The 15672-nt window shown below is 63.2% G+C and carries 27 protein-coding genes; 1 reads left to right on the plus strand and 26 read right to left on the minus strand.

From position 1 onward, the window contains the following. The first annotated feature begins 27 nt into the window (after positions 1-27). Positions 28-570 carry a DNA primase gene (locus DEJ18_RS12325; RefSeq protein ID WP_146241575.1) on the plus strand — a complete coding sequence of 181 codons (543 nt, stop codon included), beginning with the start codon at positions 28-30 and terminating at the stop codon, positions 568-570. On the opposite strand, the gene DEJ18_RS12330 is transcribed toward DEJ18_RS12325, so the two are convergent. The 26 genes from DEJ18_RS12330 to DEJ18_RS12450 form a co-directional block, all read right to left on the minus strand. Beyond that, on the minus strand, positions 567-791 hold the full coding sequence (locus tag DEJ18_RS12330; protein WP_146241574.1) for a hypothetical protein: 225 nt from the start codon (positions 789-791) through the stop codon (positions 567-569). The two genes, DEJ18_RS12325 and DEJ18_RS12330, sit on opposite strands and share 4 nt — an antisense overlap. A 235-nt stretch (positions 792-1026) precedes the next feature. After that, on the minus strand, positions 1027-1533 hold the full coding sequence (locus DEJ18_RS16020) for an HNH endonuclease (RefSeq protein ID WP_111210612.1): 507 nt from the start codon (positions 1531-1533) through the stop codon (positions 1027-1029). Between the two features lie 866 nt (positions 1534-2399). Then, positions 2400-2633, minus strand: a complete 234-nt coding sequence (locus DEJ18_RS12335; protein WP_111210611.1) for a hypothetical protein — start codon at positions 2631-2633, stop codon at positions 2400-2402. A gap of 472 nt (positions 2634-3105) precedes the next feature. Further along, entirely contained in the window at positions 3106-3387 is a 282-nt protein-coding gene (locus tag DEJ18_RS12340) for a hypothetical protein (protein WP_146241573.1), read from the minus strand. 494 nt (positions 3388-3881) lie between these two features. Next, positions 3882-4241, minus strand: coding sequence for a hypothetical protein (locus tag DEJ18_RS12345; protein ID WP_111210608.1), 360 nt, complete (start codon positions 4239-4241; stop codon positions 3882-3884). Then, positions 4238-4648, minus strand: a complete 411-nt coding sequence (locus tag DEJ18_RS12350; RefSeq protein WP_146241572.1) for a hypothetical protein — start codon at positions 4646-4648, stop codon at positions 4238-4240. The genes DEJ18_RS12345 and DEJ18_RS12350 overlap by 4 nt, the downstream gene beginning before the upstream one ends. Positions 4649-5000: 352 nt before the next feature. Then, positions 5001-5426: a helix-turn-helix domain-containing protein gene (locus DEJ18_RS12355; protein WP_111210605.1), complete on the minus strand. Its 426-nt coding sequence runs from the start codon at positions 5424-5426 to the stop codon at positions 5001-5003. Positions 5427-5430: 4 nt separating this feature from the next. Then, positions 5431-6102, minus strand: a complete 672-nt coding sequence (locus DEJ18_RS12360) for a DUF7341 domain-containing protein (protein ID WP_111210604.1) — start codon at positions 6100-6102, stop codon at positions 5431-5433. Beyond that, positions 6099-6623, minus strand: a complete 525-nt coding sequence (locus DEJ18_RS12365) for an HNH endonuclease signature motif containing protein (RefSeq protein WP_111210603.1) — start codon at positions 6621-6623, stop codon at positions 6099-6101. Before DEJ18_RS12365 ends, DEJ18_RS12360 begins: the two co-directional genes overlap by 4 nt. 225 nt (positions 6624-6848) lie before the next feature. After that, positions 6849-7169 carry a hypothetical protein gene (locus tag DEJ18_RS12370; protein WP_146241570.1) on the minus strand — a complete coding sequence of 107 codons (321 nt, stop codon included), beginning with the start codon at positions 7167-7169 and terminating at the stop codon, positions 6849-6851. Then, positions 7162-7452 carry a hypothetical protein gene (locus DEJ18_RS12375; protein WP_111210601.1) on the minus strand — a complete coding sequence of 97 codons (291 nt, stop codon included), beginning with the start codon at positions 7450-7452 and terminating at the stop codon, positions 7162-7164. Before DEJ18_RS12375 ends, DEJ18_RS12370 begins: the two co-directional genes overlap by 8 nt. Further along, on the minus strand, positions 7445-7954 hold the full coding sequence (locus tag DEJ18_RS12380; protein ID WP_111210600.1) for a hypothetical protein: 510 nt from the start codon (positions 7952-7954) through the stop codon (positions 7445-7447). The genes DEJ18_RS12375 and DEJ18_RS12380 overlap by 8 nt, the downstream gene beginning before the upstream one ends. A gap of 55 nt (positions 7955-8009) precedes the next feature. Continuing rightward, positions 8010-8456, minus strand: coding sequence for a hypothetical protein (locus DEJ18_RS12385; protein WP_111210599.1), 447 nt, complete (start codon positions 8454-8456; stop codon positions 8010-8012). A 16-nt stretch (positions 8457-8472) separates the two neighbouring features. After that, the gene (locus DEJ18_RS12390; protein ID WP_146241569.1) at positions 8473-8970 is read right to left on the minus strand and encodes a MerR family transcriptional regulator; all 498 of its coding nucleotides are present in this window, start codon (positions 8968-8970) and stop codon (positions 8473-8475) included. Continuing rightward, the gene (locus DEJ18_RS12395; RefSeq protein ID WP_111210598.1) at positions 8967-10223 is read right to left on the minus strand and encodes an AAA family ATPase; all 1257 of its coding nucleotides are present in this window, start codon (positions 10221-10223) and stop codon (positions 8967-8969) included. Before DEJ18_RS12395 ends, DEJ18_RS12390 begins: the two co-directional genes overlap by 4 nt. Then, complete coding sequence (locus DEJ18_RS12400; RefSeq protein WP_146241568.1) at positions 10139-10975, minus strand: hypothetical protein; 837 nt, start codon at positions 10973-10975, stop codon at positions 10139-10141. Before DEJ18_RS12400 ends, DEJ18_RS12395 begins: the two co-directional genes overlap by 85 nt. Continuing rightward, entirely contained in the window at positions 10975-11178 is a 204-nt protein-coding gene (locus DEJ18_RS12405) for a hypothetical protein (RefSeq protein WP_146241567.1), read from the minus strand. Before DEJ18_RS12405 ends, DEJ18_RS12400 begins: the two co-directional genes overlap by 1 nt. A gap of 143 nt (positions 11179-11321) precedes the next feature. After that, the gene (locus tag DEJ18_RS12410) at positions 11322-11525 is read right to left on the minus strand and encodes a hypothetical protein (RefSeq protein WP_146241566.1); all 204 of its coding nucleotides are present in this window, start codon (positions 11523-11525) and stop codon (positions 11322-11324) included. Beyond that, the gene (locus DEJ18_RS12415; RefSeq protein ID WP_111210597.1) at positions 11522-12217 is read right to left on the minus strand and encodes a DNA cytosine methyltransferase; all 696 of its coding nucleotides are present in this window, start codon (positions 12215-12217) and stop codon (positions 11522-11524) included. The genes DEJ18_RS12410 and DEJ18_RS12415 overlap by 4 nt, the downstream gene beginning before the upstream one ends. A gap of 58 nt (positions 12218-12275) precedes the next feature. After that, the gene (locus tag DEJ18_RS12420; protein WP_111210596.1) at positions 12276-12638 is read right to left on the minus strand and encodes a RusA family crossover junction endodeoxyribonuclease; all 363 of its coding nucleotides are present in this window, start codon (positions 12636-12638) and stop codon (positions 12276-12278) included. Then, positions 12622-12837, minus strand: coding sequence for a hypothetical protein (locus tag DEJ18_RS12425; protein ID WP_146241565.1), 216 nt, complete (start codon positions 12835-12837; stop codon positions 12622-12624). Before DEJ18_RS12425 ends, DEJ18_RS12420 begins: the two co-directional genes overlap by 17 nt. A 20-nt stretch (positions 12838-12857) precedes the next feature. After that, positions 12858-12995 (minus strand): hypothetical protein, encoded by a 138-nt coding sequence (locus tag DEJ18_RS12430; RefSeq protein WP_181434198.1) that lies wholly within the window; start codon positions 12993-12995, stop codon positions 12858-12860. Positions 12996-13241: 246 nt separating this feature from the next. Further along, complete coding sequence (locus DEJ18_RS12435) at positions 13242-13895, minus strand: hypothetical protein (protein WP_111210595.1); 654 nt, start codon at positions 13893-13895, stop codon at positions 13242-13244. 127 nt (positions 13896-14022) lie between these two features. Beyond that, positions 14023-14205 (minus strand): hypothetical protein, encoded by a 183-nt coding sequence (locus DEJ18_RS12440; RefSeq protein ID WP_111210594.1) that lies wholly within the window; start codon positions 14203-14205, stop codon positions 14023-14025. Next, on the minus strand, positions 14202-14756 hold the full coding sequence (locus DEJ18_RS12445; protein WP_111210593.1) for a hypothetical protein: 555 nt from the start codon (positions 14754-14756) through the stop codon (positions 14202-14204). Before DEJ18_RS12445 ends, DEJ18_RS12440 begins: the two co-directional genes overlap by 4 nt. Before the next feature lie 2 nt (positions 14757-14758). After that, positions 14759-15613, minus strand: coding sequence for a PD-(D/E)XK nuclease-like domain-containing protein (locus tag DEJ18_RS12450; protein WP_181434197.1), 855 nt, complete (start codon positions 15611-15613; stop codon positions 14759-14761). Positions 15614-15672 lie beyond the last annotated feature (59 nt).

A 15672-nucleotide genomic window follows, 5' to 3' on the forward strand; every position in this document is an offset into this window, starting at 1 on the left:
GGCGGCTAAATCCGGTACGATTGACCTATGCGCGAGTGCGGGTACTGCGGAAAGTCGATCGTCTACAAGAACGCTCAAGCGCGTTTCTGCTCCGACAAGTGCCGCAACTACGACCGACGCCGACAACAGCGCAACCCGATCCCCGCCGAGATCACAAAGCGCGACCGGTGGGTGAGGTGGAACGCAGCTAAAGTGCCGCTCACTGCGAGCGGATCCACCGCCTCAAGCACCAACCCGGCAACCTGGACTACCTACGCCGGAGCAACCGCGTCAACCGCCGGCGTCGGGATCGGCTATGTCCTCGGAGACGGCATCGGGTGCATCGACCTCGACCATTGCCTACTCGACGGCAAGCCGAACCAGGAAGCGCTTACGTTCCTTGAGGCATACCCACGCCACTACATTGAGGTTTCCCCGAGTGGCGACGGCCTGCACATCCTCGGAACCGCAGAAGCAGCGGTCGGGCGTCGCTACACCGCAAACGGTCTGCACATTGAGCGCTACAGCACCGGGCGCTACATCACCGTAACCGGGAACGTCTACCAGCATGGGGAACTACTGCCGCTCTAGGCGACGTCGAGGGTGCCGGCTGCGACGATGACGCCGACTGCACCGGTGGAATTGACGATCGCCGTCGTGTCGAAGAGCTCCGTTGCCACCGTGCGGACCGTGTCGCCCTCGTAGTTCGCGATGCGTTCGTGCTCGACCTCGTCGATGACGATCGCGAAGGGGTAGTCGACGTCGTCGCCGGCACCCTTCGATGGAAGGGTGAGAACCTGGATACGTGCCATGTTGATCGCCTCCATTGATCCGATAGGAAGTACCGATTTGCGTGGCACACAGCGATCTAAGGCGCTGGGCCTCACCAGGGTCGCGCGGCGTGGGCACCAGCGCCACAGGGCGGGAGTTAGGCACACAGCCCCTCCCGCGGCCCGAATCTGGGGGAATCGTACGCAACAACTTGTGCAGCATCTCTCCGGTGTCCGAACGGAGGCCCACCCCGGGGGTAAGCCCCGGGGTGGCGTCTTATACTGCTAGCAGTTCGAGTACTCGTGCGCGGCACCGAGAACTGAGCTCTGTGGACAACTGCTGATCCTGTCGAATTGCGTTGCATACGAAGTGTGCGAGCCGAAGATTCTCGTCGCTGTGGTCAGGCTTGACTGCGTGAGACTGCGGCGTGATGTGGTCAAGGCTTCGAGCAAGCAGGTCGAAACCTTGCCACTCACGCCTGACTTCAAAGCCACAAATGTGACAGACGCCAGCATCACGCAAGTAGATGCGACTTCGCTGCTTTGGTGTGGGATTGAACGTTTCGCGGTCAGCAGCTGACCGAGCAAACTTCGCCGACCATTTGCAGTTCGCGGAACAGTACCGTCCACCACGCTGCGCGGTGAATACCTCACCGCAGTACGCACAAGGGCCGCTGACCCAGGTGCGTCCACTCGTCACGGTAGGCACATGGACACGGGGTCGGTACCGCACCGCAAGCTCTGTGCTCCTTGGCTTCGGCGCTCTGGGGGTGGCGTTAAGCATTGCCGCCTGGGCCTTGTTGGCGCAGCGCTTAGTGCAGTACCCCTGGGATGCTTTCCCGATGAACGGGGTGGAGCAGCTGATGCAGACACCGGGGGTTGTGTAGTTCAGCTCACGCCAGTTGCCTCGCGCTCGACGTACTGCGGATGAGCGTGCGACGTTCGCTCGCTTGGCGCAATCTGACGTGCAGTACTTCCGTTTGCGCCCATCGAATTCGTCAGCGCAGTGCGCGCAGGTATACTGAGCCACATCAACTCCTCACCGAGTTGGTCACGACCCCGGACGGTTGCACCCGTCGCGGGGTTCTTCTGTTGAGTTAGTAGTTGCGGGATCGTCCCGCGGCGGCTTCCTCTTGCGTCTTCACCTTGTGGCAGGGGCGGCACATGCCTTGCCTGTTCGCCATGTTGGCGACGTCGCCGCCTGCTGCGATGTTGTGCACGTGATCGTCATCGGTTGATGTTCGTGTGCATCCTCGACTTGTGCATGCTCGGCAGCCTGAGCATCGGCAGGTTGGGTCGCGGAGCAGCACTGCTTGTCGGGTGAGCCGCGACTGTCGCGTGGATCCTGCGTGTCGTGAGCCTTGCCATACCGGTGTGTGTTCGGTGCAGAACCGTCGTCCGATGACGCGTGCCTCGCATCCGTCACGTCCGCATTTCTTGGGCGCTCGCGGCACGCGTGAACCGCCTTCGCTGTCTGGGCTCAGCAGTTATTGCTTGTCTTCTACGGCTTCGTAGATGGCTTCGACTGCGGCTACGAGTGGTGCTGGTGTGGTGAGTTGCCAGGGGTAGAGCGGTGCTCCGTGTCCGTCGTAGCTGACGGGTTTGGGGTGTCGGTTGGTTCTGGTGCGGTGGCAGCTGCATAGCTCACTGTCACTGTGCTGGCACATCGTCTGCTCCGGCGTGGGTGTTGCTGTCTGCGGTTTGGCAGACGAGTTCGCGGATCACTGCGGCTGGTGCGGTGGCGATTGCGGTGTAGCGCACGGTGACGTCGCCGTCGGTGGGGAGTGCGTCGATTTGTACGGTGCCGAGTTGGGCGTTGTTCGGGTTGACGCCGGCTGCTTCGAGTACGCCGCGGTCGAAGTCAGCGCCGAGTGTGATGGGCATCGTTGCTCCCTACGCGGTCGGATCGCGTTTGCTTATTGCCGCTCGTCTCGTTCGCGGCCGTCGAGGCTGTGGTGGATGGCCAGCCATGCGTCTGATCCGTCGGCTGCTACGAGGAGTTCGTACGTGGGCCCGCAGATGCAGTCGCTGTCGTCTTCGACATCGTGTTCGATGGCGTCCCGCAAAGGGCGGGTGTGGGACGTGTTACCGGTTGGCGTTGGCCCGAGTGCTTGCCATGCGCCGCTCATAACGCCTCCTACGTGGTCGGCCGTCCCGTCTGGGTTCCGCATGCCACCGCGGGTTACCTCAGGGGTCTCGGCCAGTAGTGGGCCACTGCAAGGCGCTGGTGGGGTCGCAGCCGTATCAGCTCGGCTCACCAGGACGACGACTGCGGTTAGCGCCGCGTTCGCCAACTTCTATCGACACCATCGCCGGTCACTACGGGGAGCCGAACGTTGACGCCTGTGCAGTGGAGTCAGTGGGTGTTGCTCAGTGCGTCGATGACCGCTTGTGGGTCACGCACGTTGAGGACGTTGAACGTCGAAACGATCTCGATGTCCTCGGTGGGTCGGCTCGTGATTGCGAAGCACCGGATCTCGAGGTCGCCGTTGTCCTCGTCGATGGTGAACTCGATGCCTACCTCGTCCGGCCCGCCTTCGATGCGCACTGCGTTGCCGCTCGGGCCACCCATGCGGACGGCTTCGGCCTCTAGCGCTTCGAGGTCGATGGTTTCGTTAACGCCGTCGATCTCAGTCATGGTGACTCCTGGTGTTCGCGATGAGGGTGTTCCCCGACTCAGCGCCGCATTGTGGGTGCTTGCGTCCGGCGTCTCGCGCACAAGGGCGGGGCGGCGGCGTTGCTGCTGAATGGTTGGCCGGCGGGCCGGGGAAGGCATAGGCCGGGCGGCTTGGTGTTCCAGTGCCGCCCGGCAGTAACAGTCGCGGCTGGTTCCGCTCCGGTTTGATGCGTTCGCTACGGATGTCCGTGCACGATCGCGCGGCTTTTCCGGTGCCGCAGTCGAACCGATGGTTGTTGTCGCAGGCATCGGTGTGCTGCGGGTGGGCCAACCACCATGTTCAGTGCTCATCCTCGTGGTGGATGCTTGCGCCCGATCCGCTCCTCGGGGCACTGTGTTGGGCTGGCTCTTGGCCTGATGCCCAACGAAAAATCCCCATCAGTCACGGATGACGATGGGGAGCAAGTGGCTGCGTGTGGACATGGTCGTCCGACGCAGTGTCAGCATAGCGTGTTTCAGTCGCTATCGGTAGGCGTTTCCTGCTGCGACACGCCGTTGATCGAACGAGCCAGACGGAGCGCCAAGGGCGGGTATGCGCAATCCCCTACGAGCACGGCCTCGTAATCATCCAGCGCCTCGGTGAGGATTGACATTTGAGTGTCGATCGTGCGGTGCAGCGCGACTATAAGCTTGGCTGATTCGAGGCCCATCCAGTTGCCGATGTCCGCCATCTCGCTGCTGTGGACAATGGCTAGTTCCGTGCCGTCCTCGACAGCGTAGTCGTCAGCTTCAATGCCCCATGGCCCCGGGTCGGCCTTCGCTCGGAGTTCTTCAAGGCGAGCGCGGGCAGCTTTCAGTTCTTCGCACGGGGTCATGACTCCTCTTCGCCGTCTCGTCGCGTGTGCCAGCCTGGATTGGGTTGGAGCGCTGGACCCTTTGGAGCGTCCCGTACCTGCTGCACTTGTGCCATTAACTCGCGCTCGATGAGCATCATGCCTGCCCCGTCGTCATGATCATCGTCGAGATGATCATGACCATCCCCGTTGATCGCCCGAGCTAAGGCGAGGCCATCGCCCGAGTACTGACCTCCAAAGCACTCAACCAATGCGATGTCGCCCTCAAGGATGGACAGCTGCACGTCGATCGTGCGGTGGAGGGTAAGGGACAACTCGGACGGTCCCGCGGACCCCGCGCCGTACCCGGTGTCCCCATCGATCATTGGTGCAAGCCGCAGGTCACTTAGACGTGCGTACGCTGCCTGTAGTTCTTCGAGTGGCGTCATGATCGGTCTCCATTGATCGCGCGGGCCAGGGATAGTGCGTTACGGGGCGGCGTGCCAGGGGCATACCGCACAGGCCCCCCTATTGAGCCGCTGACCGCGTACGGTTGTGCGTCTGCGATGGCGTCCTCCAGAATCGCGAGCTGCGCGTCGATGGTGCGGTGCAGGGTGACAATGAGGTCAGCGTGCGACTCGTCGTACACAGCCCCGACTGTGCCGTGAGACCCGATGATCTGCCTACGCATCATCGGCTCATCGTCATCCTCGTTTGACCAACGCCCAGCCGCATGCCGTCGAGATTCGTCACGCAGTTCGCTCAGCTGCTTGTGTGCGGCCTGCAGTTCCTCAAGCGGAGTCATGGTAAAACCATCCCTTCGTGACCGACCGCGCGCAGTGCGCGGTCGGCTTGACCTACCGTCATGGGGCGCAGCCCACGCAGCATTTTGCTGAACTGGGACTGCGAGACGCCAACCGCCTGCGCGATCTCGTCTTGATTCAGCATGTTTCGCGCCATCTCAACCCGCAGCGTTTCCGCGACTTTGAGTTCGATGGCCGTTGGCTCAAACGACGCTTCAGCATTGGCGTCTCGCATCACAAGCTCCCCGCCGAGGGCTGCTTCAACTCGTCGGCGTGCAGCAGCTTGCGGCATTGACCGTCCGAGTTCCCAGTTGCCGATCGTGCGGAGGCTGACTCCGAGTTCGTTTGCCAGTTGCGCCTGCGTCAGGTTTTGTTCTGAGCGGTAGGCGATGAGCGCGTCAGGCAGCGTTGCATCAGTGACCATGCGCTCACCTTACCGGTTCTGCCATTGTTGCGCTAGGCTGCTGCGTCAGTTCTTCGCCAAGTTCTTTCATGGCGTCGAGGTTGTCCCAGCTCTCCCGGCATCGTTGGCAGATGATGCGCTCCTCAGAGATGCGCCCGTCTTCGTCGCATCGGTAGGAGCCGATGAGTCTGGCGGGCTGGCTGTCTCCGTGCTCGTCTACCCATCTGGCTTGCTTGCAGATTGGGCAGAGCTTGCCGGTGTCCCATTGCTTTCGGGTGCGGTCGAGCTTGTTGAGGATGATGCGTTCCCACCGGCGGAGTTCGCGGACGTGCCAGTCGGTGAGTTCGTCGTTGGTGGCGAGGTAGGCGACGTACCAGCGTCGGAGTGATGCGGGTAGGTCGTTGCGGTCGAACGCGGGCAGGTCATGTCGCATCCAGTCGCGGAGTTCGGTCTGGATCTTCGTGAGCTCCCAGAGCGCTTCGGAGTCGACGATGTTCCGTTCCCGTGCGGACGCTGACTTGGATCCGCCGTCGTTGCCGGCGGACGGCACCACAGCATCCGCCAACTGTTGCAACAACGGCGGGTGTTCGACGGGGACGGTGCGAAGGTAGGTGCCGTCGTCGGTGGTCTGCTTGACGTTCTCCACGCTGGGCTTTGTGAGAGCGTCGACGGCATCGAGCAAACGTAGGTGAGTCATGAGAGCGGCCCTTCTTGTGTGCTGTTGTCGTGGGTGAACATTTTTGCCCGGAGGGCACGCACAGCGTCTTCGGCATCTGACATTGACTCGAAGTAGCCCGCCGAGTAGTGCTTGCCGTGGTGCTGTGCGCTGGCATAAAACCGCCCGCGCTCAGGCCGCCAAACGACGCCCCTGACGCCGGTCTTGCTTAATGCCGTCGCGCCCGTCCGGTGCTCAAGGTTCTGCTTCTGAGTGACCAACCTCAGATGCTCTAAACGGATGCACCCACGATTTGCGCAGACGTGATCGATGACCATGCCTTCGGGGATGCGGCCGTTAGCCGCCTCGTAGACGACGCGATGCACGCTTAGGTGCACGCGCTTGAGGCGACCATCGAGGGTGGGGCCGACGAGAGTGGCCCAGATCTTCGCGTAACCACGCGCATGGCCCCCTTGAAACTCGGTGCAAGCGCCGAGTCCCACGACATTCTCGTGCCCCGCAAAGGCACGCTGCTCGACGCGGCTCATGAGCTCGTCAATCACAGTCGCTCACTTTCGATCACGTTCATTCGTCCTCCTCGTAGCCGACGTCGTGTGCCGGCCAGTACGGGTATCGCCATATGGAAGACGGGCTAGAACCAACCGGTTCTAGCCCGTCGATGCCTGACGCCTGGTCAAGCATTGCTTTGCGGATGAGGTCGGCGTCAGTCACCTGTGTCCTCCTGGAATTCGCGCATGCCGCAGGTGTCGCCGCATGTGGGGCAGTTGTCATTCATCGGACGTCTCCTTGATGCGCCGAGCACGCTGGGCTTGAAGCGCCAGGTCGAGTTCGTCAGTCAGCTCACTCGTGAGCCGGTCAACCTTTTGCCATGCAGCCGCAGCCCTACGTGCTCGGTCACGCCAGCGACGAAGCATTGGCACGGTCACTGGCTTGCCGCCAATGAAGTCGTCAATCATCGAGTCGCTGATCGCCTGCATAGCCGCTCGCTGCGCTTCCTTGACGAGTTCGTTGCCGCGCTGCTGCATCTCGTCCCGGGACAAAGGGGCGCGCTCGGCTGCGCCGACTGCATGCAGAGTGCGCTCATTCATCGGCTGCTCCGAGGATGTTCCCGACCGCCCGGGCGAGCTCGTGCAGGTCGTGGGTGGACTGGAACTCGGCGTAGGCGGCACGGACTGCAGCGTTTGTGGCGTGGTCGGCTTCCGCGCGCTCCTGCGCCCACTGCTCTCGCCGGGTCGCACGTTGCCCCGGTGTCGGCTTCGCGTGCGACCAACGGACGCCACCCGCCGACGATCGCTTCGCTGTGACATGACCGGGCACCTCGCAGGTGACTGAGAAGTTGCAGCCTGGTTCGATCGGCTTGCGCTCACCCACGGTCGCCCTCCTCCGGTGTCGCGGGCGGCGGGGTCTGCTGCGAGAGCAGGGCATCTGCGCGCTCCCGAAGCCACGCCCCTGCACCAGACGCCCACACCTCGTATGGTGCTCCGCGAGGGCGGCTCAGAGCGGCGGCGGCATCTCGCAGTGCTTCGGCCGCGATCTGCTCGCGCGTCGGCGGCTGCATGGACGCGTAGTGCGCCTCGATCCGGTTGACGAGCGAGGGCAGGTCGTTGATGTCGAGGTGTGTTCCGCGGGCCTCGTCCGTGTACCAGGCGGTGAGGACCGCCTCGAGGGACGGCTCAGTGCTGTCACTTCCGTCAGTGACGTCAGTGACGTCACTGACGGAAGTGACCGCACTGATGGAGTCTCGCGCCTCCCAGCCGGCGGAGAACGCGACGATCGGCTCGTCGTCCTCTTCGTGGTCACGGTCGGGGGCGTCGCGCCAGGCGACGTAGGCGCGTCCCTTGGCGGTCGGGATGGGGTGCTGCGGGGCGGTCACGTGGTCCTCCTGGTGAGTCGTTCGGCGTGGATGGCGTTCTGCGCCCGCTCGGTCATCAGAACGGGGTTTCGTCGGTGTAGCCGCTGCTCGCCCACGCATCACCCTGTGTGCCTGTGTGCGGCTTCGAGGTGGGTGCGGAGTCCCAGGAGGGCGCGGGATTGCTCTGCGGCTGCTGAGCGCCCCCCTGCGCCGGGATGACTTCGACGCTGGTCGCCTTGCACACCAGGTCGTAGTACTTCTTCCCGTTCGACTCCCGCACCTCAGTGACTTCAGTGCCGGTCACCTTCACTCGGTCGCCCTTCCGGAACTGCGTGAAGTCGATGCGGACGGGCTGGTCGTTCTCGTACCCGCCCTTCACCGTCCGGAACGTGCGCGCCGTCGTCACCCACTGCTCACCGTCCTTCTTGCGATGTGGTTCCGCGGTCTTCATGCCCCACTCGGGGTGCTGCGGGTTGTTCTGCGTCCAGTCCTCGACGAAACCGGTGTACGTGATCTGAGCCATTTGCTGTTCCTGTCTCTCAGTTGGTGAAGCGCACTTCGATGCCGACGTCGAGCTCGTACCGGTCTTCCGGTGACGGCTCTTCGACGTGCCGGCGTGCGATGGTGTGGGCCGCCTCGACGGTGAACCCGGATCGGATAAGCCGCCCCATTTCGATGGCGACGAACCGTTCATCCCCGGACCAATACCGGGGCGAACCGGATCCTGTGGTCGGCGCATTGAGGTAACCAAGCCGTGTCCAGTGATCGAGTTGCCTCAGACTGATCTGCGCATCACTCGCCACTTTGCGTGCTGACGAACGCTCGCTAGGACGGTTACGAAGCAGCTTCTGCAGGTGGTACCGCTGCCATTCGTGCCTCCGCGCTCGAGACGGCAGCACTGCGATGGACTGCTCACCGCACTTGCACTCAGCGCGGAATGTGCCGCCGTCGTGGTAACGCTTCAACGCATGGCCGTCGATTCGAATACCAGGGGTGCCCTTGAACCGGCCGCGGTAGTCGTGCTTCAGGTCGCTCATGTGATCACCGGTTCCCAGGGCCACGTGTCGCCACGTTGCATCTTCTTCGGCCACTTCCGTTCGTCCCGGTCCCCGCGCCATCGGGCGACGTCGACGTAGCCAGGCATGTCCGGGTCGGGTCGGAGCCCGAAGCCGAACTCGGGCCAACCGAGCAGTGCAGCTGACCCACGTGGGCGCAGATCGCGTTCACCGAGCGCGGATGCTGACTTGCCGGCGTGCGCTTCCATGACAAGTGCGATGTCCCGTTCGCGGAGGCTGTCGAGTCCGACGATGAGTGGTGCTGCGTCGTCGTCGTTGTTGATCGCTTTGGGAACGAGCTTGTACAGCGGCCCGATGAACAACACGTCCGGCTTGTGACGGTCGATCAGCCGGTGAATCTCGGACAGGTGCGAGCCGCGAGTGATGTCGATGCGGTTCCCGGCGACGATGTTGACCGCCAACGACGGGTCGACTGTTCCCATGTCTCGTGCGCGTTGGGTCATCCAGCGGACCGCCCGCCGCCATTGACGTTCCGTGTTCTCGGCATCCACCACAACCACCTTCACCGGAGCGATGCGATCGAACGACGTCGGGTGCACGCCCGCTGCTGCCAGAACCGCCAGCTGACGGACGAACGTGGTCTTCCCGGAACCTTCCGGACCGGTGACGATCAGCCGGTCCTTCCGCTCGAGCAGGTCGGGGATGACCCAGTCGTATGCGTCTGACCCGGCCAGGATCTCCGCCAGCGTCTTCGTCTGCAGCAGTCCGGTGCTGTGCCCGTCGACGAGTACCTGCAGTCGGTTGAGCGCTGCGGTGGCGGCGTCCATGGGTGGTGCGCCGGCTGCAAGCTCTTCGTGCATCGTGTTGGCGACGTTCCGTGACTCCCGCCGAACCGAGTCGGCACGAACCGCGGTCGCGTACTCGGGTGCTGCGTAGGCGAGGACGTCGGGGTCGGCCCATGTCCACACTTCCGTGTCGAGTCCGCGGACACCCCAGCCTGCGAGTGCACCGTCGACGATCGCTGCGTCTACTGGTTCGTTGCGGCTGATGCGGTCTTGCACGGCATCGAACACGACACCGAGACGTGCGTCGGAGAAGTCCGTGGAGGACACAAGTCCGTGCACGCGGCCGGCTTGCCGTGTATCACGGATGATCGCGCCGAGCAGGTTCCGTTCCGCTTGCGTGCCCGTCACGGGTTCATCCAGTCGTAGGCAGGAGATGCTGCCGCGGATGGCTTGGCTTTCTTGAGCCAGGTGGTGAACGCTGCGTTCCATCGGGCTGCGTGCCGGTCGTGTGTTTCGGCGTGGAGGCGGAAGTTGTCTGCCTCTGCGACGACGTTCACGTTGCGGCTCTTGGCGAGCTCGATGTGGCTGGCGGTGGGTGCCCAGTCCTTCGGCAATCTTGTCTCCTTGATCCGCCCATCGCCGCTAGGAAGCGAAGCTTCCGTAGTTGTAGATGTAGCTGTAGTTGTGGGAGACCCCCTGTCCGACCCGGTAGTAGAGGGGGTCTCGTAGGGGGTCTTGATGGGGGTGTCAGAGGGGCTGTCAAGCAACGTGCGCAAGTGCGGGGACTGCCACGGATTGATTGGCGGCCCCTTCTCGTCCTTCGCCCGCTTGAACCCATCCGGGTTCTCGTCGCGGAGCCTCCGCACCTCGTGAGCCACGGATGCCATGAGCGTCTTGGACGACACTGCCGTGAAGTCGAGGCCAATCGACTTCCACATGTTCGGGTTCTGCAGGATGCCGTCGTGGCGGAGGAAGGATCGAATCTGAATCTCGTCTGAATCGACATCCGTGACGACAAAGCGGGCGGCTTCGAGCTCTGCACCGAATCGTTCGACGTCTGCTGCGGTGACGCCGGCCACGAGCTTGGAGATGCGCGCTGGTCGCCAGTCGGCGACTCCCACGTAGAGCAGCTTTGGTGAGGTGAGCAGGTACTCGTAGAGCCACTGTGCGCCCAACGAGAGTTCGCGCCAGTCTTGGTCGCCCCAGATGTCGATGCGGAGGTTTGCTCTGTCCCTCGGCATCAGCTGTCCGACAAGATGCGACGCACACCTGCCTCGGTGATGCCGAGTGCGTCACCGATGGCCTGGTTGCTGAGGCCGTACTGACGTGCCAGTTCGACGTACATGGTTCGCAGTCGCTTCGCCTCGGTGAGCTGTGATCGGCACAGCTTGAGGTGGTCGATTGCGATCTGCTGTCTGCTGTCCGTTTCCGCTACTATTGGCATAGCTCGTTCCTTTGTCTAGGTGTTCGGGTTAGGCCCCGGGTTTGTGTTGGCGCACTTCCCGGGGCTGTTCTAATTCTACCGAACACAAGTGCGTTTCCGCAGTTTGTCCTGTGGATAACCATGTGGAGAGCGACCCGACTTATTCACATTGCCTGTGGAATTAGCCGTTTCCTTCGAGATGCACCCACGTGGCGAGCAGGTGACCGCTTCGAGCAGTGCCGTTCCTGCTTGCCGATACGGACCTTCACCTGCTCCTCGCCGGCTTCTGTCCACACGTCGAGCACTTCGAGGAACGCGGCCGGGTTCGTTTTGCTGACCATCCAGTCGCCGGGTTCGACGCTGCTCATGCGGCGGCCTCCTGCCCCGTGATGTGGGCCAGCAGCTGCCGGCCGATGTGTTCGGTGTAGGCAGGCGGAATCGACTGAGCCATCTCGTGGTCGTTCATCCAATCGATGTCGAGCAGTTCGGCTCGCACTGATCGGGCTGGGACGTACCCACCGCGGCGGTCCGGGTTGTCACGATGCTCGGGCTTTCGGTGCCTACTGCCCCCGTAAACTCCCGCCCAGGTTGTGCCGTCGTGAATGCATCCGCCGGCACCCATGAGCCAATCGTTCGACTCGAACAAACGGTGTCTTTTGAGCGCGAGGGGATGCCCGTCCACGTCGCGGGCTCGTAGACCGAACTCCGTGCCGCAGAGTGTCAGCGCTTGCCGTAACGGTGCACCTTCGACGTTCTCGATGACGTACGGCTTGCCTGACGCGACGAGTGCAGTCCTGGTCGGTTCCAGCAGGTCGGGGTGCTGCACGTCGTGCGCGTTCGCGCTGATGCTGTACGCCTGGCACGGCGGACTCGCATGGATCACGTCGAACTCGTGTCCATGCTCTGCGAGGTACTCGAGTGCGTCGCCTTGGTGGAACTCGAACGGGTAGTTGGGTTGCGGTGCGATGTCCACACCGACGACGTCGAACCCGGCGCGGTGGTAGCCCTTCCCTGCACCGCCGGCGCAGCAGAACAGGTCGAGTAGGCGTGGACGCTTCATGCGAGTCCCCAACGGTCGGTGATGCGACGCAGCCACGTGCCGGGACGGAGACGCGGGGTCATGGGATCACCTCGATGAGCAGTTGCATGGATGCGGGTTGTCCTGGCCGGTAGGTGATGACGGGCATGACCTTCTCCATCCAGGTCGGGGTGTCGTCGTCGACTACGCCGGCGTCAACGAGTCCGTCGCACAACGCTTTGAGCGTGGGTACGACGTTGTCGGCATCGCGACGTGTCGTTGTGCGGACGAACCAGGTGACGGTGACGCGCACCCGGTCGCAGATGGGGATGCCGGCGTTCTTCGCGGCGTAGAACGAAGCGGCTCTGACCTGTTTGGTCAGAGCCGCTTTCTTCGCCCAGTGCAGGCGTTGGTTTGCGTTGAGCGGTGGCCGCTCGTAGGGGAGGTCAAGCGTCCATCGCATCGGGTATCACCACCCGCAGGTCCCGCAGTCGGCGGGTGTCGATGCGGTTGCTCATCGTCGATCGCAGATTTGCGCAGGGACGCTCGTGCTTGTCTACGTAGAGGTCTACAACGCGCCAGATCGCGCCAGAGGATGACCATCGTGACGTGACGAGATCGCCGGCCTGTGCCAGCGCCCCGTCTCGGTACTGCGTCTTCATTCGCGCTTCTCCTTTGTCGATCATTCGGGTATCCCGTCTTCCATGCGTCCGGCGATTAGCTTTTCGCAATCGTCGGCTATTTTTCGCAATGCACCACTGTTGAGACGTGGCAGCACGATGAGGACGTCGAGCAGTAGGCCGGGCTTGTTCTCGGTCATGATGCGTTCGCCTTTCCGGGGGTCAGGTGCGTGGAGCTTTCGAGTCGATCGAGACGGCTCCACGTTGACCACATGAACATCAGCAGGAGCACTGCGGTCGATAGCGTCATGACGCGTCCGCCTTCCCGTGTTCTCGCTTCCACCGGCAGGACATGCACTCGCTGAGCGTGTTGTACGGCGGCTTGTAGTAGCCGCTTTGTCCACAGTTCGGGCAGTCGTAGACGGTCCCGTAGGGAGCCTCAAGCTTCACCGCTGTCCTCCAACTCCCGTATAGCCGTTCCCGTAGCCGCGCGTTGCGCTGCTGTCGTCGTCTCCTACATCGGGGTCGGTCACGGTTCGGTACAGCAGCTCCATCTCGACGGTTTCGCTGACTCGGGCAAGCATTGACGCAAAGGCGCTGTCTGGTGTCGGGTGCCGGTGCTGACAGTTTTTGCGGTGACACTCGGGCCATTCGGGCATGACGATCGCGCGGGACACCGTGGTTGCGTAGATGGCCTGCTTGATGCGGCTGAGCAGTTCGGCCGTCACCTGCTCACTCATCACGGCCCTCCTGGGGTGCGAGCATCTTGTCGGCCTTTGCATGTGGGAACGGCAGAGAGTCCGGACGAGCAGGCTCATCCGAGTCCGCAATCCGAGTGCGTCGAGTTTCGCGTCGAGCATGCTCGGCTCCTGGGGTGCGGTGTCGGTGGTGAGGATGGCGTCGAGCTCCCGGTTTGCCAGGTGATAGCCGTCCCGATGGTTCCACCGCTGCACCGCTTCGAGTTGGTCCGCAACGGAACGGAGAGTGGCGGCGGACTCATTGAGCGTCATTGCTACGTGCGGCGCGTCGAAGTCCATTGCTTGCGATTCAGCCATCTGCGACAGTCGTTCCGCCAGCACGCGCATCTGCTCCGGGGTCATCGCTGGACCACTTTGCAGGAGCCGCACTCGCGAATCTCATCCAGGGGCAGTTCAACTCCGGCGAGTAGCTGCCAGCCGTGTCCGCGGCAGTATGTGATGCTTGCTGTCTGCTCCGGGGTGGGGGCGGTCATCGCATCTTCCCTTTCAGTGCGTTTCGAAGTGTGCGGAATCGTTCGTACCGTTCCGGGTCGAACAGGCGATCGGTTTGGATGAGCAACCACACGACGCACCAGACCAGACCGATGAGCGCGTAGGCGGCCGCGATGATGCCGATGACGATGAGCGGCCACCCGGTGATCGTGACGGTCATGCGTTCTGCTCCTTTGCCGCGTTGAGTGCTGCCCGGATCTGCCCGAGTACGTCTTCCCCTGCGCCTGCGTTCTTCGCTGCGTGTCCGAGCGCGTTAAGTGCGGCGGGGTCATTGCCGGCGATTGCGAGCTCGGACAGCCAGTCGGGCTGTGCTGCTGCTGTGGGCAGCGGTTCGACATGCCACAGCTGCTTACGGCCAGCCCCGGACGCTCTGATCGTCACATCGCGGGGGCCGTCGATGTGCGAGAGGTGACTGATGCGGACCCCGCCGCGCTTCTCCTTGCCGAACATGACTTCTGGGTCGTTGTAGACAGTCACCCGGCGGCCCACCCATTCGGTGCCCTTCGTTCCCCAGCACGCGGCGAGGACGTCAAGCATCCCCTTACTGGGACGCCAAACACGATCAAGCTCGACAAGCTGAATCTCAGCCACGATCTTGCCGTCACGTCGGCCGAGACGAGACCCGGCGTCGATCGTGAACGTGCGTGGCTCGACGAGTTCAACAGCGTCGAGTTGGTCGCTGTTGGGCGCGAGGGCCTGAGTGATGTCCATCGTCAGAACTCGATTCCGTGGAGGGGCCCGTACTCGTCCTCGTGTTGGTTGACGAGCCAGTTGGGTGGGCTGATGAGTTGCGGCTCCGTGGGGTAGCCGGGCCAGATGTCGGATGCGGTGCATTCGGCGTAGAGCTCGAGTGCCCGTTGCACCCGTGCTTCTCCCATGCGTGCCCATTCGATGTCGAGCGTGTGTACGCCGACGAGGTGGGGCGCTTCGGATTCGACGACGACGAAGTAGAACGGCATCGACCAGTTGCCGAGGTCGAGGGTGCGCATGTAGTGGGCCTGCTGCACGTCGTATCCGTAGTCGGCGACGGTGCGGGTGAAGCCATCCACGGATGCGCACTTCGCGGTGGTCTTGAGGTCCACCGCGACGGGGTTCTCATCGAGGGCGAGGTAGTCGAACCGTGCCCGCATGTCGACGCCGGTGTCCTCGTCCGTGGTGAACACGGACGTCTCGGGGTGCCCGCCGCGTTCGAACAACGGTCCGGCTACGGGGTGCGCGAGGACCGCCTCAGCCATCCCGTCGATGCGTGCAGCCTGTGCTGGTGCGACCGGAGTGAGCCCGATGGCACGCTGCTCCTCAGCCCATGCGATAGTCGTCGCCTTCGTGGACACCGCTCCGGATGCCGTGACGTGCTCATCCGGGTAGGCGACCGTCCCAGCGCCGATGCCGAGCACCTTCGTGTGGACAGCGGTGCCGACATCGAACGATTGCTTGCCGGCCTGCTGGTGGGTGCGCCAGTAGTCGAACCTGGCGGGTGATTCGAGGAGGCGTCGTGCGCCGGTGGAGGACAGCGCCGGGTGTGCGTGGTAGTCGCGTTCCGGCATGTCGAGGATGATGCGCGGGCTCATCGTCCGTCTCCGAGGTGGCTGTCTTCGCAGTCTTCGGCGGCGCTGTACGAGCTGTACGG

The organism is Curtobacterium sp. MCSS17_015 (assembly GCF_003234265.2).
Classification (GTDB): Bacteria; Actinomycetota; Actinomycetes; order Actinomycetales; family Microbacteriaceae; genus Curtobacterium.

What these genes read in the sequence shown, in the direction of transcription:
- DEJ18_RS12325 (WP_146241575.1), top strand. Translation starts at nt 28, where the DNA reads ATGCGCGAGTGCGGGTACTGCGGAAAGTCGATCGTCTACAAGAACGCT.
- DEJ18_RS12330 (WP_146241574.1), bottom strand. Translation starts at nt 791, where the DNA reads ATGGCACGTATCCAGGTTCTCACCCTTCCATCGAAGGGTGCCGGCGAC.
- DEJ18_RS16020 (WP_111210612.1), bottom strand. Translation starts at nt 1,533, where the DNA reads ATGCTTAACGCCACCCCCAGAGCGCCGAAGCCAAGGAGCACAGAGCTT.
- DEJ18_RS12335 (WP_111210611.1), bottom strand. Translation starts at nt 2,633, where the DNA reads ATGCCCATCACACTCGGCGCTGACTTCGACCGCGGCGTACTCGAAGCA.
- DEJ18_RS12340 (WP_146241573.1), bottom strand. Translation starts at nt 3,387, where the DNA reads ATGACTGAGATCGACGGCGTTAACGAAACCATCGACCTCGAAGCGCTA.
- DEJ18_RS12345 (WP_111210608.1), bottom strand. Translation starts at nt 4,241, where the DNA reads ATGACCCCGTGCGAAGAACTGAAAGCTGCCCGCGCTCGCCTTGAAGAA.
- DEJ18_RS12350 (WP_146241572.1), bottom strand. Translation starts at nt 4,648, where the DNA reads ATGACGCCACTCGAAGAACTACAGGCAGCGTACGCACGTCTAAGTGAC.
- DEJ18_RS12355 (WP_111210605.1), bottom strand. Translation starts at nt 5,426, where the DNA reads ATGGTCACTGATGCAACGCTGCCTGACGCGCTCATCGCCTACCGCTCA.
- DEJ18_RS12360 (WP_111210604.1), bottom strand. Translation starts at nt 6,102, where the DNA reads ATGACTCACCTACGTTTGCTCGATGCCGTCGACGCTCTCACAAAGCCC.
- DEJ18_RS12370 (WP_146241570.1), bottom strand. Translation starts at nt 7,169, where the DNA reads ATGAATGAGCGCACTCTGCATGCAGTCGGCGCAGCCGAGCGCGCCCCT.
- DEJ18_RS12385 (WP_111210599.1), bottom strand. Translation starts at nt 8,456, where the DNA reads ATGGCTCAGATCACGTACACCGGTTTCGTCGAGGACTGGACGCAGAAC.
- DEJ18_RS12390 (WP_146241569.1), bottom strand. Translation starts at nt 8,970, where the DNA reads ATGAGCGACCTGAAGCACGACTACCGCGGCCGGTTCAAGGGCACCCCT.
- DEJ18_RS12395 (WP_111210598.1), bottom strand. Translation starts at nt 10,223, where the DNA reads ATGGAACGCAGCGTTCACCACCTGGCTCAAGAAAGCCAAGCCATCCGC.
- DEJ18_RS12400 (WP_146241568.1), bottom strand. Translation starts at nt 10,975, where the DNA reads ATGCCGAGGGACAGAGCAAACCTCCGCATCGACATCTGGGGCGACCAA.
- DEJ18_RS12405 (WP_146241567.1), bottom strand. Translation starts at nt 11,178, where the DNA reads ATGCCAATAGTAGCGGAAACGGACAGCAGACAGCAGATCGCAATCGAC.
- DEJ18_RS12410 (WP_146241566.1), bottom strand. Translation starts at nt 11,525, where the DNA reads ATGAGCAGCGTCGAACCCGGCGACTGGATGGTCAGCAAAACGAACCCG.
- DEJ18_RS12415 (WP_111210597.1), bottom strand. Translation starts at nt 12,217, where the DNA reads ATGAAGCGTCCACGCCTACTCGACCTGTTCTGCTGCGCCGGCGGTGCA.
- DEJ18_RS12420 (WP_111210596.1), bottom strand. Translation starts at nt 12,638, where the DNA reads ATGCGATGGACGCTTGACCTCCCCTACGAGCGGCCACCGCTCAACGCA.
- DEJ18_RS12425 (WP_146241565.1), bottom strand. Translation starts at nt 12,837, where the DNA reads ATGAAGACGCAGTACCGAGACGGGGCGCTGGCACAGGCCGGCGATCTC.
- DEJ18_RS12430 (WP_181434198.1), bottom strand. Translation starts at nt 12,995, where the DNA reads ATGACCGAGAACAAGCCCGGCCTACTGCTCGACGTCCTCATCGTGCTG.
- DEJ18_RS12435 (WP_111210595.1), bottom strand. Translation starts at nt 13,895, where the DNA reads ATGACCCCGGAGCAGATGCGCGTGCTGGCGGAACGACTGTCGCAGATG.
- DEJ18_RS12440 (WP_111210594.1), bottom strand. Translation starts at nt 14,205, where the DNA reads ATGACCGTCACGATCACCGGGTGGCCGCTCATCGTCATCGGCATCATC.
- DEJ18_RS12445 (WP_111210593.1), bottom strand. Translation starts at nt 14,756, where the DNA reads ATGGACATCACTCAGGCCCTCGCGCCCAACAGCGACCAACTCGACGCT.
- DEJ18_RS12450 (WP_181434197.1), bottom strand. Translation starts at nt 15,613, where the DNA reads ATGAGCCCGCGCATCATCCTCGACATGCCGGAACGCGACTACCACGCA.